The organism is Streptomyces sp. NPDC019531 (assembly GCF_044903305.1).
Taxonomy (GTDB): domain Bacteria; phylum Actinomycetota; class Actinomycetes; order Streptomycetales; family Streptomycetaceae; genus Streptomyces.
On the sequence record NZ_JBJDQL010000015.1, the window covers coordinates 94,524 to 110,009 of the forward strand.

The 15,486-nt window shown below is 70.5% G+C and carries 14 protein-coding genes; 9 read left to right on the forward strand and 5 right to left on the reverse strand.

What is annotated here, in order from left to right; genetic code table 11:
* Nucleotides 1–17 precede the first annotated feature (17 nt).
* The gene (locus ACI2L1_RS19680) at nt 18–863 is read right to left on the reverse strand and encodes a siderophore-interacting protein (protein ID WP_404740604.1); all 846 of its coding nucleotides are present in this window, start codon (nt 861–863) and stop codon (nt 18–20) included.
* 151 nt (nt 864–1,014) lie between these two features.
* Complete coding sequence (locus tag ACI2L1_RS19685; RefSeq protein WP_404740674.1) at nt 1,015–1,944, reverse strand: 5'-3' exonuclease H3TH domain-containing protein; 930 nt, start codon at nt 1,942–1,944, stop codon at nt 1,015–1,017.
* Between the two features lie 221 nt (nt 1,945–2,165).
* On the opposite strand from ACI2L1_RS19685, the gene ACI2L1_RS19690 reads away from it, so the two are divergent.
* The 4 genes from ACI2L1_RS19690 (at nt 2,166) to ACI2L1_RS19705 (ending at nt 7,396) form a co-directional block, all read left to right on the forward strand.
* A complete protein-coding gene (locus tag ACI2L1_RS19690) occupies nt 2,166–3,215 on the forward strand; it encodes a glycine betaine/L-proline ABC transporter ATP-binding protein (RefSeq protein WP_404740605.1) in 1,050 nt (349 codons plus the stop codon).
* Nucleotides 3,208–5,817, forward strand: coding sequence for an ABC transporter permease/substrate binding protein (locus ACI2L1_RS19695; RefSeq protein WP_404740606.1), 2,610 nt, complete (start codon nt 3,208–3,210; stop codon nt 5,815–5,817). Before ACI2L1_RS19690 ends, ACI2L1_RS19695 begins: the two co-directional genes overlap by 8 nt.
* A gap of 293 nt (nt 5,818–6,110) precedes the next feature.
* Entirely contained in the window at nt 6,111–6,680 is a 570-nt protein-coding gene (locus ACI2L1_RS19700) for a helix-turn-helix domain-containing protein (protein ID WP_404740607.1), read from the forward strand.
* Nucleotides 6,677–7,396, forward strand: a complete 720-nt coding sequence (locus ACI2L1_RS19705; protein ID WP_404740608.1) for a helical backbone metal receptor — start codon at nt 6,677–6,679, stop codon at nt 7,394–7,396. Before ACI2L1_RS19700 ends, ACI2L1_RS19705 begins: the two co-directional genes overlap by 4 nt.
* Here the strand turns inward: ACI2L1_RS19705 and ACI2L1_RS19710 are convergent.
* Complete coding sequence (locus ACI2L1_RS19710) at nt 7,308–8,432, reverse strand: TDT family transporter (RefSeq protein ID WP_404740609.1); 1,125 nt, start codon at nt 8,430–8,432, stop codon at nt 7,308–7,310. The genes ACI2L1_RS19705 and ACI2L1_RS19710 overlap by 89 nt on opposite strands.
* Nucleotides 8,433–8,502: 70 nt before the next feature.
* Between ACI2L1_RS19710 and ACI2L1_RS19715 the strand changes: the two genes are divergently transcribed.
* Nucleotides 8,503–9,429, forward strand: a complete 927-nt coding sequence (locus ACI2L1_RS19715; protein ID WP_404740610.1) for a LysR family transcriptional regulator — start codon at nt 8,503–8,505, stop codon at nt 9,427–9,429.
* A gap of 147 nt (nt 9,430–9,576) precedes the next feature.
* On the opposite strand, the gene ACI2L1_RS19720 is transcribed toward ACI2L1_RS19715, so the two are convergent.
* Together ACI2L1_RS19720 and ACI2L1_RS19725 are read right to left on the reverse strand one after the other, a co-directional pair.
* Complete coding sequence (locus ACI2L1_RS19720) at nt 9,577–10,266, reverse strand: gamma-glutamyl-gamma-aminobutyrate hydrolase family protein (RefSeq protein ID WP_404740611.1); 690 nt, start codon at nt 10,264–10,266, stop codon at nt 9,577–9,579.
* Nucleotides 10,267–10,333: 67 nt separating this feature from the next.
* Nucleotides 10,334–11,071 (reverse strand): FadR/GntR family transcriptional regulator, encoded by a 738-nt coding sequence (locus tag ACI2L1_RS19725; protein ID WP_404740612.1) that lies wholly within the window; start codon nt 11,069–11,071, stop codon nt 10,334–10,336.
* A gap of 94 nt (nt 11,072–11,165) precedes the next feature.
* On the opposite strand from ACI2L1_RS19725, the gene ACI2L1_RS19730 reads away from it, so the two are divergent.
* The 4 genes from ACI2L1_RS19730 to ACI2L1_RS19745 are packed head-to-tail and all read left to right on the forward strand — an operon-like array spanning nt 11,166 to nt 15,486.
* Complete coding sequence (locus ACI2L1_RS19730; RefSeq protein WP_404740613.1) at nt 11,166–12,524, forward strand: glutamine synthetase family protein; 1,359 nt, start codon at nt 11,166–11,168, stop codon at nt 12,522–12,524.
* 20 nt (nt 12,525–12,544) lie between these two features.
* Nucleotides 12,545–13,918: an aldehyde dehydrogenase family protein gene (locus tag ACI2L1_RS19735; RefSeq protein ID WP_404740614.1), complete on the forward strand. Its 1,374-nt coding sequence runs from the start codon at nt 12,545–12,547 to the stop codon at nt 13,916–13,918.
* On the forward strand, nt 13,915–14,697 hold the full coding sequence (locus tag ACI2L1_RS19740) for a 3-oxoacyl-ACP reductase (protein ID WP_404740615.1): 783 nt from the start codon (nt 13,915–13,917) through the stop codon (nt 14,695–14,697). Before ACI2L1_RS19735 ends, ACI2L1_RS19740 begins: the two co-directional genes overlap by 4 nt.
* 21 nt (nt 14,698–14,718) lie before the next feature.
* Nucleotides 14,719–15,486: a DUF2510 domain-containing protein gene (locus tag ACI2L1_RS19745; RefSeq protein WP_404740616.1), complete on the forward strand. Its 768-nt coding sequence runs from the start codon at nt 14,719–14,721 to the stop codon at nt 15,484–15,486.

The window sequence follows — 15,486 nt, forward strand, 5'->3', positions numbered from 1 at the left end:
CTTTCCGAACCTTGTGCCTAAGCGGCCGGCGCCGCTCCCTCCTGCTCCGCCTCGATCCGCGCGTTCCAGTCCCGCTTGGAGGCCTGCCAGCCGTCCTCGTTGTGGCCCAGGCGCCAGTAGCCGGAGATCGAGAGGTCCTCGCGCGGGATCGCGCGCTCGACCCGCAGCAGATGGCGCAGTTGCTTCACGAAGTGCGCCTCGCCGTGCACGAACGCGCACACCCGGCCCTCCGGGAACTCCAGCGCGCGCACGGCCTCGACCAGCGCCTCCCCGACCGGGCGGGAACCGCGGTGCAGCCAGACGACCTCCACGTCGGAGTCGATCTTCTGCTCCTCCTCGGACCCGGAGACCTCGATGAAGGCGTGCGCCCGGGCGCCGGCGGGCAGCGACTCCAGGGAGCGGGCGATCGCGGGCAGCGCGCTCTCGTCACCGACGAGCAGATGCCAGTCGGCGTCGAGGGCGGGGGCGTAGGCGCCGCCGGGGCCCATGAAGCGCACGGTCTCGCCGGGCCGGACGCGTACCGCCCAGGGGCCGGCGAGGCCCTCGTCGCCGTGGATCACGAAGTCCAGGGAGAGTTCGCGGTGTTCGGGGTCCCAGTGGCGCACGGTGTACGTACGGGTCACCGGCCACTGCTCGCGCGGGAAGTCCTCGCGGATCCGCTGCATGTCGAAAGGCTCGGGATAGGTGACGCCCTCGGCCGGGAAAAGGATCTTGACGTAGTGGTCGGTGCAGGTGTCCGCCGCGAAGTCGGCGAGTCCGTCACCGCCGAGCACCACGCGCTGCATGTGCGGGGTGAGGCGTTCGGTGCGGATGACCTGCGCGGAGCGGGGTTTCCGCGGCTTGCGTCCCGGTCCTTCTGCCATGGCGGCCTCCCAGTTCCCTTTTGCTTAGGCTTACCTAAGTTAGCATCCGCCCCCCGGTGATGGCCCCCCTCACAAGAGGTCTGTCGACCCGTAGTGAAGAATTTTGCTTTCCCATTGCGAGAATGTCGCTGGCTGAAAATGAGAACAATGCTTACGCGGTGAGTGTTGTCAGAAGCCGCTGCAATGATCCACCCAACCCCCATCGCGCCGCCAGCGCCTCCAGCTCCGCGGGGTCGCGAGGTGCCCGAGGCAGCACGGTGTCCACCTGCGGCAGCGGCACGTCGTCGGCGACCTTGACCACCTTCGGCGCGACGGCCACATACGGCCGTGACTCGTCGAGCCGCTTGCGCTGCGACGGTGTGAGCTTCGCCTTCGGGTCGTCGACCGCGGCCATGATCCCGGCCAGGTCCCCGAACTCGGCGAGCAGCTTGGCCGCCGTCTTCTCACCGATCCCGGGCACGCCCGGCAGACCGTCGCTCGGGTCACCACGCAGCAGCGCCAGATCCGCGTACCCACGGCCGTCGACGCCATACTTCTCGCGCAGCCAGGCCTCGTCGGTCAGCTGGAGTGTCCCGACACCCTTCAGCGGATACAGCACCCGCACCCCGCGCTTGTCGTCCACCAGCTGGTACAGATCGCGGTCGCCGGTGACGATGTCGACCGGTCCCTCGGCGCGTGCGGTGAACGTGCCGATCACGTCGTCCGCCTCATAGCCGGCCACACCCACGCGCGCGATGCCGAGCGCGTCCAGGACGGCCTCGATGACCGGCACCTGCGGCGACAGCGTGTCCGGCACCTCCTCCTCGTCCGGGCCGACCTCGTGCTCCTCGGCCACCCGGTGCGCCTTGTAGGAGGCGATGAGGTCGACCCGCCACTGAGGGCGCCAGTCGGCGTCCATGCACGCGACCAGCAGGTCGGGTCGGTGGTCCTTGACCAGGCGGTCGATGAATTCGAGGAGGCCGCGCACGGCGTTCACCGGCGTGCCGTCCGGGGCCTTCACCGACTCCGGCACGCCGAAGTAGGCACGGAAGTAGAGCGAGGCGGTGTCGAGGAGCATCAGTCGTCCGGTCACGCCTCGCATCATGCCGTACACCACCGACACGGGCCGCCGCCGATTGACTCGTCCGGCGGATGCCCGCCTGCGGTGAATCCGAGGTGTGTGAGCGTCCTGTGAACTGCACCACCTGCGTGTTTGGCCAAAAGGCATCGGGGCAGGCGCCGCCTCGGAGCGAGGCAGGTTGCACCTTCAACTGTTCGCGGCCCTTCGTCTCCCACCCAGTGGTCAACAGGCGAGAGGTACGCGTGTCATCAAGGCTTGAGGCAGAGCAGCTGTACAAGGTGTTCGGAAGACGGCCGCACGACGCGGTCGAGCGGCTCCGTGAGGGCGCCGACCGGGAGGGACTGCGCGCCGAAGGCACCACCGCAGCCGTGATCGACGCCTCCTTCACCGTGGACCCGGGACAGATCTTCGTCGTCATGGGCCTGTCCGGATCCGGCAAGTCCACGCTGCTGCGCATGCTCAACGGCCTCCTGGAGCCGACCGCGGGCCACGTCCGCTTCGACGGCCAGGACCTGACCGCGCTCACGGACCGCGAACTGCGCGCCGTACGCGCCCAGAAGATAAGCATGGTCTTCCAGCACTTCGCGCTCTTCCCGCACCGCAGCGTCCTGGAGAACGCCGCCTACGGCCTCGCCGTCCAGGGCGTCGGCAAGGCCGAGCGCGTCGAACGGGCCACCGAGGCCCTGGAGTTGTGCGGTCTCAAGGGCTGGGAGAAGTCCTGGCCCGACGAGCTCTCCGGCGGTATGCAGCAGCGCGTGGGCCTGGCCCGCGCCCTCGCCACCGACGCCGACCTGCTCCTCATGGACGAGTCCTTCAGCGCGCTCGACCCGCTGATCCGACGGGACATGCAGGACCAGCTCCTCCAGCTCCAGCAGACCCTGAAGAAGACCATCGTCTTCATCACCCACGACCTCAACGAGGCCATGCGCCTGGGCGACCGCATCGCCGTCATGCGCGACGGCCGGATCGTGCAGACCGGCACCGCCGAGGACATCCTCGTGCGGCCCGCAGACGACTACGTCGCCTCCTTCACCAAGGACGTCGACCGCTCCCGCGTTCTCACCGCGTCCGCCGTCATGGACACGGACGTGCGCGGCGACGAGGCCGCCTGCGGCTGCGCGAGCGACTGCGAGACCGCGACGCCCGACACGCCGTTCGCCGAACTCTGCGCCATGAGCGCCCGGTCGACGCACCCGGTGGCCGTGCTGGACGAGCATCACAAGCTCGTCGGCGTGGTCCCGCAGCAGCGTCTGGTCGGCTTCCTCGGTGACGCGGAGGTGGCCCATGCCTAGGATCCCGCTCGGCGACTGGGTCAACGACACCGTCGACTGGCTGCTCGACCACGTGTCCTGGCTCTTCGACTTCCTCAAGGCCGTCTTCACCGGCACCTACGACGGCATCGACGCGGTCCTCCAGGCGCCCCAACCCCTGCTGCTCGCAGGGATCTTCGCGGTGATCGCCTTCTGGCTGCGCGGCACCCTCGCAGGCCTCCTCACCTTCGCGGGATTCGCCTTCATCGACTCCCTGGAACTGTGGGAGGACGCGATGACGACCCTCTCGCTGGTCCTCGTCGCCACGATCATCGCGCTGGTGATCGCCGTACCCGTCGGCATCTGGGCGGCTCGCTCCAACCGGGTCAGCGGAATCGTCCGCCCGGTCCTGGACTTCATGCAGACGCTGCCCGCGATGATCTACCTCATCCCGGCGATCCTGTTCTTCGGCACCGGCGCCTCCGCCGGCATCGTCGCCACCCTGATCTTCGCGCTGGCCCCCGGCGTCCGCATGACCGAGCTGGGCATCCGCCAGGTCGACAAGGAACTCGTGGAGGCCGCCGAGGCGTTCGGCACCACTCCGCGCGACACACTCCTGCGCGTCCAACTTCCCCTGGCCCTGCCCACCGTGATGGCCGGCGTCAACCAGGTCATCATGCTGGGCCTGTCCATGGCCGCGATCGCCGGCATGGTCGGCACCGGCGGCCTGGGCGGTGACGTCAACGAGGCCATCGGCCAGCTCAACGTGGGCCTCGGCTCCGAGGCCGGTGTCGCCATCGTGATCCTCGCGATCTACCTCGACCGCATGACCAGCGCGCTCGGCACCCAGGTCTCCCCGCTGGGCCGCCGGGCGGCCGCCAAGGCCCGTGCGTCACAAGGCGGGTTGAAGATCTGGTCCTACCGCCCCCGCCCCCAGATCGCCGTGATCGGCGTGGTCGTCCTCGCCCTCGTGGCGGGCGGCATGGGCATCTTCGGCGGCACCTCGGGCGAGGCCACCGCCGTCTCCGGCGGCGACAACGTCGGCCAGGGCAAGAAGGTCACCATCGGCTACATGCCCTGGGACGAGGGCGTTGCCTCCACCTATCTCTGGAAGGAGATCCTGGAGCAGCGCGGATTCCAGGTCGACGCCAAGCAGTTCGAGGCCGGACCGCTCTACACCTCCCTCGCGGCGGGCGACATCGACTTCGAGACGGACTCCTGGCTTCCCACGACCCACGCCGAGTACTGGAAGAAGTACGGCAGCAAGCTCGACGACCTCGGCTCCTGGTACGGGCAGACCTCCCTGGAGCTGACCGTCCCGTCGTACATGAAGGACATCGACTCGCTGGCCGATCTCAAGGGCAAGGCTTCGGAGTTCGGCGGGAAGATCACCGGCATCGAGTCCAGCGCGGGCATGATGGGCCTGCTCAAGAGCAAGGTCCTCAAGGAGTACGGCCTCGACAAGGAGTACAAGGTCGTCGACAGCTCCACGCCCGCCATGCTGGCCGAGCTGAAGAGCGCGTACGCCAAGAAGGAACCGATCGTCGTCACTCTCTGGTCGCCGCACTGGGCGTACAGCGACTACGACCTGAAGAAGCTCAAGGACCCCAAGGGCGCCTGGGGCACGGGCGACGGCGTGCACACGCTCGCGCGCAAGGGCTTCGCGGACGACAACCCGGTCGTCGGCAAGTGGCTGAAGAACTTCAAGCTGGACGAGAAGCAGCTCACCAGCCTGGAGGCCGAGATCAACAAGGCCGGCAAGGGCAAGCAGCAGGACGCCGTGCGCGCCTGGCTCAAGCAGAACCCGGGCCTGGTCGACAAGCTGGCCCCCGTCCAGAAGACGGCGTCGGAGACAAAGCGCCCGGTGAACGTGGCCTGGTTCCCCTGGGACGAGGACATCGCCGTCACGTACCTCTGGAAGAACGTCCTGGAGGCCCGCGGCTACAAGCTGAACCTCAAGCAGATGGACGTGGGCCCGGTCTACACCGGCCTCGCCTCCGGTGACCTGGACCTCAACTTCGACGCCTGGCTGCCGTACGCCCAGCAGAACTACTGGGACAAGAGCAAGGACAGACTCAAGGACCTCGGCACCTGGTACCAGCCGACCTCGCTGGAGGTCGCGGTCCCGTCGTACGTCAAGGACGTGAAGACGTACGAGGACCTCAAGGGCAGGGCCTCGGAGTTCGACGGGAAGATCATCGGCATCGAGCCGGGCACCGGCGAGATGAACCTCCTCAAGACGAAGGTGCTGCCGGGCTACGGCCTGGACAAGGAGTACGAGGTCGTCGACGGCTCCACGCCCGCGATGCTGGCCGAGCTCAAGCGCGCCTACGCCAAGAAGCAGCCCGTCGCCGTCGTCCTGTGGTCCCCGCACTGGGCGTACAGCCAGTACGACCTGACCAAGCTGAAGGACGACAAGAAGCTCTTCGGCGAGGGCAACACGATCCGGACCATCTCCCACGAGAAGTTCCCCGAGCAGTACCCGCAGCTCACCAAGTGGATCAAGGGTTTCCACATGAGCGAGGGGGAGCTCGGTACCCTGGAAGGTGAGATCAACAAGTACGGCCAGGGCAAGGAGGAGCAGGCGGTCGCCGCCTGGCTCAAGGAGCACCCGGAGATGGTCGGGCGGATGACAGGGTCATAACCGCTCCGGGACCACGGTAAGGATCCGGCCAACCACATAGAGCTACGTCATCGCCCGAACTCCGATGCCGACAAGGGGACTTGGACGGCCCGCGGTGGATGAGTGACCGAAACCCGGCCCCCTGGCAGTTTCCAGGGGGCCGTTCGGCTGGCGTGAAGTGTGAGGTACGGTCGCACGCCGTGTGACATCGATGTGACGGCCGCATGAAACGGTTTGCCGAACATGCGTAGGGTGCAGACAACTCATCAGGGGATGTGTCACAGGACCGACGAGCGTAGGAGGGAGCCGGAGCCATGGGCGACCACAAAGAACAGCCCCTTCGGGTGGGTGCGGCCGTGCGCCGCAGGCGCCGCGCGCTGGAGCTCACCCTCGCCGTCGTGGCCGAGCGCAGCGGGCTCTCGGTCCCCTTCCTGAGCCAGATCGAGAACGAGCGCGCCCGCCCCAGCCGCAGCTCCCTGGAGAAGGTCGCCGACGCCCTGCGCACCACGGCCGTCGAGCTCCTCGCCGCCGCCGACCCGGCGTGCAGCGTCGACGTCGTCCACGCGGAGGGGCCGGAGACCGGTGACGAACCCCGTATGCGTTCGTTGGTGCGCGGTCACCATCAGATGCACGCCCAGGAGTTCACCGGCGACCATGACGCAGGGCGTGAATTCCAGTACCGCAACGACCAGTTGATGTACGTCGCCGACGGCGCGGTGGACGTCGAGGCCGAGGGCCGCGCGTACCGCCTGGGGCGCGGCGACACCCTGTATCTCACCGGCGGCGTGCGGCACCGCTGGCGGGCGACCGTCGCGGACACCCGCGTGGTCGTCGTCGCCGTGGCCGAACACATCGAGGCGGTCCAGGACCGGCCCCGGCAGTGAGAGTCGTCTCCCTGGTCCCCTCCCTGACGGAGGCGATCGCCCGCTCGGCACCCGGCGCCCTCGTCGGCGCCACCGACTGGTGCACCCATCCGGCGGACCTCGACGTCACCCGTATCGGCGGCACCAAGAACCCGAAGCTCGACCGGATCGTCGCCCTCGCCCCCGACCTGGTGATCGCCAACGAGGAGGAGAACCGGGAGCCGGACCTCGCGGCTCTTCGTGAGGCGGGCCTTGAGGTCCTGGTCACCGAGGTGCGGGACGTCCCGCAGGCCTTCCGGGAGCTGGCGAGGGTCGTTGCGGCGTGCGGGGTGCCCGTACGGCCGCGCTGGCTGGAGGAGACCGAGGAGGCCTGGTCGGCGCTCGTGCCCCCGCCGAGCCGTACGACGGCGGTCGTGCCGATCTGGCGGCGACCGTGGATGGTGCTGGGCCGGGACACGTTCGCGGGCGATGTGCTGTCCCGCCTTGGCGTGGACCACCTGTACGTCACCCACGAGGACCGCTACCCGCGCGTCCCCCTGGAGGAGCTGAGAGCGGCGGCACCGGACTTGGTCGTCCTCCCCGACGAGCCGTACCGCTTCACCCCGGAGGACGGCCCCGAGGCCTTCCCGGGCCTGCCCTGCGCACTCGTCAGCGGACGGCACCTGACGTGGTACGGACCGTCACTGGCAGAGGCGCCACGGGCGCTGGGCGAGGCCCTGCGAGCAGCGCTCCGCTGAGCAGGCCGCGAGCGGTGTGCAGGGCGGCCGTGCCCCAGGCGGCGACGAGAAGGACGTACAGAGCGATGGCGAGCCCGTCGTAGACGACGAGTCCCGTGTGCCGGGCCAGTGCCTCCGCGCCCGTGACGCAGGTGCCGACGGGGAAGGTGAACGCCCACCAGGTCATCGAGAACCCCATCCCGTGCCGTCGGGCGGTGACGACATGCGCGGTGGCGAGCCCCAGCCACAGCAGCGCGAAGCCCATGACGGGAACGCCGTAGAGGACCGCGAGGACGCCGAAGCCCTGGCTGTAGGGGGCCGGTACGACACCGGGGGCCACGTCCGCGAACTTGCCGACGGCGGTGGTGGACTGGCCGAGCGGTCCGAGGACCAGGAAGAGGGTCGGGGTGAGGGCGAGGGGGAGTGGTCCGCCGGTGACGATCCGGGCGAAGACCAGCGGCAGCATGACCAGGGTCGCCAGGAGGCTGAGTCCGAACATCGCGAAGCAGGCGAGGAGCAGGGTCTCGCGCGGCTGACCGGCCGGCAGATAAGGCACGAGGAGCGGCCCGAGCGCGGCCGACACCATCGGCGCGACGAGGGGCAGCAGCCACACGGGCGTGGCGTGCTGCGGCTCCGCCTTCCGCCGTACGGCCATGAGGTACGGCACGACGACGGCGGCCGCGAGCCCCACGACCGTACCGACGCTGAACAGCACGGCGTCGAGAGCGACCGCGGCCGTCGTACCGATCCAGTCCCGGCCGACGGTGAGGGCACCGCCGCCGACCGCTGGCAGGGCCATCGCGAGGCAGCCGTAGAAGGGGGCCGTCGCGGGGTCGTGGAGGTGGGTGCGGGCCTGGTCGGGGTGGTGGCGCCAGTGCAGGGCGCGGGCGCAGAGCAGGGTGAGCAGCAGGGCGAGGGACAGGAGCCAGACGGCGGCGCAGATCGTGCGCAGACCGGGGAGGTGCACGGGGAGCGCGGCGCCGGCGGTGGCGACGATCGCGGTGCCCATGACGGAGGCGTACCAGTTCGGCCCGAGGTGACGGACGGCGGTGACCATGGCTCCACGGTGCCGTCGGGGGAGGGCCGCGACCAGGGAGTACGGCTCTATGAGGGCATAAGCTGTCTTTATGAGCGGTAAGGAAGAGGCGCGGTCGGCGGTGGGCGGGATGCTGGCGCATCGGGTACCGGATCTCGGGGCGCTGGAGCTGCTGCTGGCCGTGGCGCGGCTGGGGAGTCTGGGCGGGGCGGCGCGGGAGCTCGGCATCACACAGCCGGCCGCGAGCAGCCGGATCCGTTCCATGGAACGGCAGTTGGGGGTGGCTCTGGTCGACCGCTCGCCCCGCGGGTCGCGGCTCACGGACGCGGGGGCGTTGGTCACCGACTGGGCGCGGCGGATCGTGGAGGCGGCGGAGGCCTTCGACGCGGGCGCGCAGGCGCTGCGGGTGCGCCGCGACTCCCGCCTCCGGGTGGCGGCGAGCATGACGATCGCGGAGTATCTCCTGCCGGGCTGGCTGCTGGCGCTGCGGGCGGGGCGCCCGGACACGGCCGTGTCGCTGCACGCGGGGAACTCGGCGACGGTGGCGGAGCGGTTGCTGTCGGACGAGGCGGACCTCGGCTTCGTGGAGGGTCTGACGGTCCCTTCCGGCCTCGACTCGGTGGTGATAGCCCACGATCACCTGATCGTGGTGACGGCCCCGGGCCATGCGTGGGCCCGCCGTCGACGTTCCCTGGAGTCCACGGAACTGGCCGTGACGCCGCTGATCCTCCGCGAGAAGGGCTCGGGCACCCGCCAGGTCCTGGACGCGGCTCTGGGCGGCCTGGCACGCCCCCTCATCGAGCTCTCGTCCACTACGGCGGTGAAGGCGGCGGCGGTGAGCGGGGCGGGGCCCGCGGTGCTGAGCGAACTGGCGGTGGGCGAGGAACTGGCGATGCGACGGCTGGTGCGGGTACCGGTGGAGGGCGTGTCGTTGGCGCGGGATCTACGGGCGGTGTGGCCCACGGGACACCGCCCGGTGGGACCTGCGAGGGACCTGCTGTCGCTGACGCGGGTCTGAGCGGGCTGGGCGAAGTCGACTGCGCTTCGGCAACACCCCGAAGGGGCGCGGGGCTGTATCAATGTGCGGCTCCGCCGCGCGGGCGCGAGCAGCCACGACGGCGCCGCAGCCGATCGACGGCCCATCGCGGCACTTCCGGCGGAGCGCTCAGCTCCGCGCGGCGGCCGTCACCAGCGCCCGCATCACCCGAAGGTCCTCGCCCATCTCCGGATGCCACTGCACCCCCAACACCCAGTGCGCACCAGGGAGTTCGACCGCCTCCACCGTGCCGTCCGGCGCGTGGGCCGAGGGCCGCAGGCCGGTGCCGAGGTGGTCCACGGCCTGGTGGTGGTAGGTCGGTACGGTGGTCTCCTCCGGGGCGATGTCGCCGTACAGCGTGCCCGGTACGGGCTTGACCGTGTGGTGGCCGAAAACTCCCGGGACCTCCGCGTGGCCGTCGATGTGCTGGACGAGCGTGCCGCCGAGGGCGATGTTCAGCAGCTGCATGCCCCGGCAGATGCCCAGCAGAGGTAGTCCGGCCGTCAACGCCGCCTGGATCAGGGCCAGTTCCCAGGTGTCGCGGGCACGGGCCGGTGGGCCCGTGCGGGGGTCGGGGGCGGCGGCGTAGCGCACCGGCTCGACGTCCGGGCCGCCCGCGATCACCAGGCCGTCGAGGCGGGCCACCGCCGCCTCCGCGTGCTCCGGGGCGTCCGGCGGGAGCATCGCGGCCAGGCCGCCCGCCCGCTGCACCAGACGCGGATATCCCGCCGGCAGCAGTGCCGCCTCCAGCTCCCAGACGCCCCAGCGCGCCCCGGCCTCCAGATACGTGCTGACGCCGATCAGCGGTCGTACGGTCACTCGGCCCTCCCAGGCTTGCAATGGCGCACACACATACCTTTGCGCCTCGGGGCAGGGGGAGGCAAGGTCACGCCAGGAACCCGCGCAACAGCGCCGCCGTCCCCGCGCAGTGCTCCCTCATCATCTCCCGCGCCCCGTCGGCGTCCCCGTCGAGGACCGCCTCGACCAGCGCCGCGTGCTGTCGCTGGGAGTGCTCCAGGTTGCGGACCAGGAGCGGGATGCAGTCGAGAAGGTCGTTGACCGAGGCACGTACGGCCGCGTACTGGGCGATCAGGCTCGGTGAACCGCACAGTTCCGCGATGGTCAGGTGCAGCAGCGTGTCCAGGCGGCGGTAGTCGGCCAGCGGCGCCTCCTGGGTGGCCGCCAGCGCCTCCCGCAGCCGCTCGGCCTGCTCGTCCGCGAGGCCGTGCGTCGCGCACAGACCCGCCGCACCCATCTCAAGCACCTCGCGGAAACGCAGCACGTCCTCGATGTCCACCTCGGCGATCCGGCGTCGCAGCTCGTCCTCGCCGACCGCCTCGCGAGCGCGGGGCAGCACGAACGTGCCCCCGTACCGCCCGCGCCGCGACTCCACGAGGCCCTGGTCCTGGAGCACCTTCAGCACCTCGCGCAGCGTCACCCGGCTGATCCCGAGCCGCTCCGCGAGCTCCCGCTCGGCCGGCAGCCGCCCGCCCCCCGGCACCAGCCCGAGCCGCACGACCTGCAGGATCTGCTCCAGCGCCTCCTCGAAGCCGTTGCCCGCCCTGACCGGCCGCAGCACCGGAGTCAAACGGTCGTCCGGGCCGCCGTCAGCGTCCACCGACATATGGCCGAGCCCCCTTCCCAAGCAATGGTTCAGAGCAATACCTTATGGCTCCCGGCCCGGTCGGAAAAAGCGCAGCAGCCGAAGGAGCTCTCCCGTGGCAGACCGCACACCCCCGCTCAGCGTCGAGGAGCTGCACGCCCTCGTCGCGGGCGGCGAGATCGACACTGTCGTCCTGGCCTTCCCCGACATGCAGGGACGGCTCCAGGGCAAGCGCTTCGCCGCCCGCTTCTTTCTCGACGAGGTACTGCACCACGGCACCGAGGGCTGCAACTACCTCCTCGCCGTCGACACCGAGATGAACACCGTCGACGGCTACGCGATGTCCTCCTGGGACCGCGGCTACGGCGACTTCGCCATGCACCCCGACCTCGGCACCCTCCGGAGGGTCCCCTGGAACGCCGGTACGGCCATGCTGATCGCCGACCTCGCCTGGAACGACGGCTCGCCCGTGGTCGCCGCCCCCCGGCAGATCCTGCGCCGCCAGCTGGAGCGCCTCGCCGAGCACGGCTTCACCGCCCAGGTCGGCACCGAGCTGGAGTTCATCGTCTTCAAGGACACCTACGAGCAGGCCTGGGACGCCCAGTACCGGGGGCTGACACCGGCGAACCAGTACAACATCGACTACTCCGTGCTGGGCACCGGCCGCATCGAGCCCCTGCTCCGCCGTATCCGCAACGACATGACCGCGGCCGGTCTCACCGTCGAGTCCGCCAAGGGCGAGTGCAACCCGGGCCAGCACGAGATCGTGTTCAAGTACGACGAGGCCCTGACCACCTGCGACCAGCACGCCATCTACAAGACCGGCGCCAAGGAGATCGCCGCCCAGGAGGGCGTGTCGCTCACCTTCATGGCCAAGTACAACGAGCGCGAGGGCAACTCCTGCCACATCCACCTCTCGCTCGCCGACGCCGCCGGCAACAACGCGATGGCGGGCCCCGACGGCATGTCGGACGTGATGCGGTACTTCCTCGCCGGGCAGCTCGCCGCGCTCCGGGACTTCTCGCTGCTCTACGCACCCAACATCAACTCCTACAAGCGGTTCCAGCCGGGTTCCTTCGCCCCCACAGCCGTCGCGTGGGGCAACGACAACCGCACCTGCGCGCTGCGCGTCGTCGGCCACGGCCGCTCGCTGCGCTTCGAGAACCGGCTGCCCGGCGGTGACGTCAACCCGCACCTTGCCGTCGCCGGACTCGTGGCCGCCGGGCTCCACGGCATCGAGCAGAAGCTGGAGCTGCCCGAGGCGTGCCCCGGGAACGCCTACACCGCCGACTTCGCCCACGTCCCGACCACCCTGCGCGAGGCCGCCGAGCTCTGGGAGAACAGCCCGATCGCCAAGGCCGCCTTCGGCGACGAGGTCGTCGCCCACTACCGCAACATGGCCCGCGTCGAGCTCGAAGCCTTCGACGCGGCGGTCACCGACTGGGAGCTGCGCCGCTCCTTCGAACGTCTGTGAGAGGTCCTTCGTTGTCCCCGATGCCTTACGAGCATGAGCTGACCGTCCTCAACCCGGCCACCGAGGAGGTCGTGGCCACCGTTCCCGCCGCCACCGCGGCCGACGTGGACGCGGCCGTCGCCAGGGCCGCGAAGGCGCAGGTGCGGTGGGCCGCGCTCGCTCCCGCCGACCGGGCCCGGCTGCTGCACCGGTTCGCCGACGTCGTCGACCGACACGTCGAGGAACTGGCCCTGTCGGAGGTCCGCGAGGCCGGTCACCTGCTCGGCAACGCCCGTTGGGAGGCCGGGAACGTCCGTGATCTGCTCGCCTACGCGGCCGGGGGAGTGGAGCGGCTGAACGGCCGCCAGATCCCGGTCGCCGGCGGCCTCGACATCACGATCCTCGAACCGCTCGGCGTCGTCGGGGTCATCGCGCCCTGGAACTTCCCCATGCCCATCGCCGCCTGGGGTACGGCTCCGGCGCTCGCCGCCGGCAACGCCGTCATCCTCAAGCCCGCGGAGACGACCCCGCTGACCGCGCTCCGGCTCGCCGAACTGGCCCTGGAGGCAGGCCTGCCCGACGGGCTCTTCCAGGTGCTGCCAGGCCACGGCCCCGTCGCGGGCACCGCCCTCGTCGAGCACCCCGGTGTCGCGAAGATCGTGTTCACCGGCTCCACCCGCACCGGCCGTGACGTCATGGAGCGCTGCGCCCGCCAGGTCAAGCCCGTCACCCTCGAACTCGGCGGCAAGAGCCCGAACATCGTCTTCGCCGACGCTGACCTCGCCACCGCCGTCGACCCGTTCTCCTTCCTCGACAACTCCGGCCAGGACTGCTGTGCCCGCACCCGGATCCTGGTCCAGGAGTCGGTGTACGACGAGGTCCGCGAGCTGCTCGCCGAGGCCCTGAAGGCCGTCGTCGTGGGCGACCCGGCCGACGAGAAGACCCAGATGGGCCCGCTGATCTCCCGTCAGCAGCTGGACCGGGTACGGGCGTTGGTGCCCGCCGAAGCCCCCGGCCTGCGCGGCAGCGCCCCCGACGGGCCCGGCTTCTGGTTCGCGCCGACCGTCCTCACCGGCGAGTCCCCCGACTCCGAGGCCGCCCGCGAGGAGATCTTCGGCCCGGTCGCCGTCCTGCTGCCCTTCACCGACGAGGCGGACGCGGTCCGGCTCGCCAACGACACCCCCTACGGCCTCTCCGGTTCCCTCTGGACCCGCGACCTGGGCCGCGCGCTGCGCGTCTCCCGGGCCGTCAAGGCGGGCAACCTGTCCGTCAACTCGCACTCCAGCGTCCGCTACTGGACCCCCTTCGGCGGCTACAAGCAGTCCGGACTCGGCCGTGAGCTCGGCCCGGACGCCCTGACCGCCTTCACCGAAACCAAGAACGTCTTCATCAGCACGGAGGGCCCCGCACAGTGACCGATCAGATCGTGTGCCGTCGACTCGTCGGCCGCACCGCCGTCATCACCGGAGCCGGCAGCGGCATCGGTCTCGCCACCGCCCGCAGGCTCGCCTCCGAGGGTGCCCACGTCGTCTGCGCCGACGTCGACGAGACCCGCGGCAAGGCGGCCGCGGAGGAAGTCGGCGGCATCTTCGTGAAGGTGGACGTCACCGACCCCGAGCAGGTCGAGGCGCTGTTCAAGACGGCCTTCGACACCTACGGCAGCGTCGACGTCGCCTTCAACAACGCGGGCATCTCCCCGCCTGACGACGACTCCATCCTGGAGACCGGGCTAGAGGCCTGGAAGCGCGTCCAGGAAGTCAATCTGACCTCCGTCTACCTGTGCTGCAAGGCCGCGATCCCGTACATGCGGCGCCAGGGCAAGGGTTCCATCATCAACACGGCGTCCTTCGTGGCCCGGATGGGCGCGGCCACCTCGCAGATCTCCTACACCGCCTCCAAGGGCGGGGTGCTCGCCATGTCCCGTGAACTGGGCGTGCAGTTCGCACGGGAGGGCATCCGCGTCAACGCCCTGTGCCCCGGGCCGGTCAACACCCCGCTCCTGCAGGAGCTGTTCGCGAAGGACCCCGAGCGCGCCGCCCGCCGCCTGGTCCACGTTCCGGTCGGCCGGTTCGCCGAGGCCGAGGAGATCGCCGCCGCCGTCGCCTTCCTGGCCAGCGACGACTCCTCCTTCGTCAACGCCAGCGACTTCCTCGTGGACGGCGGCATCTCGGGGGCGTACGTCACGCCGCTGTAGATCTCGTCCTACAGTGCCGGAATGAGCAGGACGCTGCCGCCCGGCTGGTACCCGGACCCCAACGCTCCGCATCTGGAGCGCTGGTGGGACGGGACGACCTGGACGGACCATCGGCGCGCTCCCGAGGCCCCCGGCCCGCCACGGCCGGCCGACGGCGCCTCGGGACGCGCGAAGGCCGTCGCCCTCACGGTCTCCGGGGTCGTCCTCGGCGCCGCGATCGTCAGCGGGGCGTTCGCCCTCGCCCGTGGCCACGGGGACGACGTCGTGGCGGACACGGCCCCGACGGTCACGACACCCCCGCCCTCCCCGACCTCCGCGGCCCCGTCCCGCCTGGTCGACGAACTCGACGGCATCAGCCTGCCGTTGCCCGACGGCTGGGTGCCGTCGAGGTACGTCACCCGCGACAACGTCGTGATGACCACCGAGGGCGGCAAGGTCTTCTCACGCAAGCTGTCAGTGAACTCCGGCGAGTCCCCGGCGTCCCTCGCCGAGAAGGACGTACCGCAGGCCGCCGACAGCTCCTACGGCGGCATCCGGAGCCACCTCGTCGTCAGGTCCGAGCGCGTCGCCGTCGCCGGATGCGCCGGATACCTGGTGCGTTGGCGGGTGCGGACGGCCGAGGGGCCGGGCGGTTACGTCCAGTCGCTGGCCTTCGGGCCGAGAGCCGGCGACGAAACCCAGGCCCCCGAGACCGTCGTCGTGCGCTTCGCCTTCGACGCCGGCCCGGACGGGCCGCCGCTCGCCGACATGGACCGGATCACCGAGGGCATCCGGTCCGTCGACCGCTGA

Bases quoted from the DNA above. Each gene is read 5' to 3' on its own strand.
- ACI2L1_RS19745 (WP_404740616.1), top strand. From the start codon at position 14,719: ATGAGCAGGACGCTGCCGCCCGGCTGGTACCCGGACCCCAACGCTCCG.
- ACI2L1_RS19735 (WP_404740614.1), top strand. From the start codon at position 12,545: ATGCCTTACGAGCATGAGCTGACCGTCCTCAACCCGGCCACCGAGGAG.
- ACI2L1_RS19710 (WP_404740609.1), bottom strand. From the start codon at position 8,432: ATGGTCACCGCCGTCCGTCACCTCGGGCCGAACTGGTACGCCTCCGTC.
- ACI2L1_RS19715 (WP_404740610.1), top strand. From the start codon at position 8,503: ATGAGCGGTAAGGAAGAGGCGCGGTCGGCGGTGGGCGGGATGCTGGCG.
- ACI2L1_RS19685 (WP_404740674.1), bottom strand. From the start codon at position 1,944: ATGCGAGGCGTGACCGGACGACTGATGCTCCTCGACACCGCCTCGCTC.
- ACI2L1_RS19725 (WP_404740612.1), bottom strand. From the start codon at position 11,071: ATGTCGGTGGACGCTGACGGCGGCCCGGACGACCGTTTGACTCCGGTG.
- ACI2L1_RS19695 (WP_404740606.1), top strand. From the start codon at position 3,208: ATGCCTAGGATCCCGCTCGGCGACTGGGTCAACGACACCGTCGACTGG.
- ACI2L1_RS19680 (WP_404740604.1), bottom strand. From the start codon at position 863: ATGGCAGAAGGACCGGGACGCAAGCCGCGGAAACCCCGCTCCGCGCAG.
- ACI2L1_RS19700 (WP_404740607.1), top strand. From the start codon at position 6,111: ATGGGCGACCACAAAGAACAGCCCCTTCGGGTGGGTGCGGCCGTGCGC.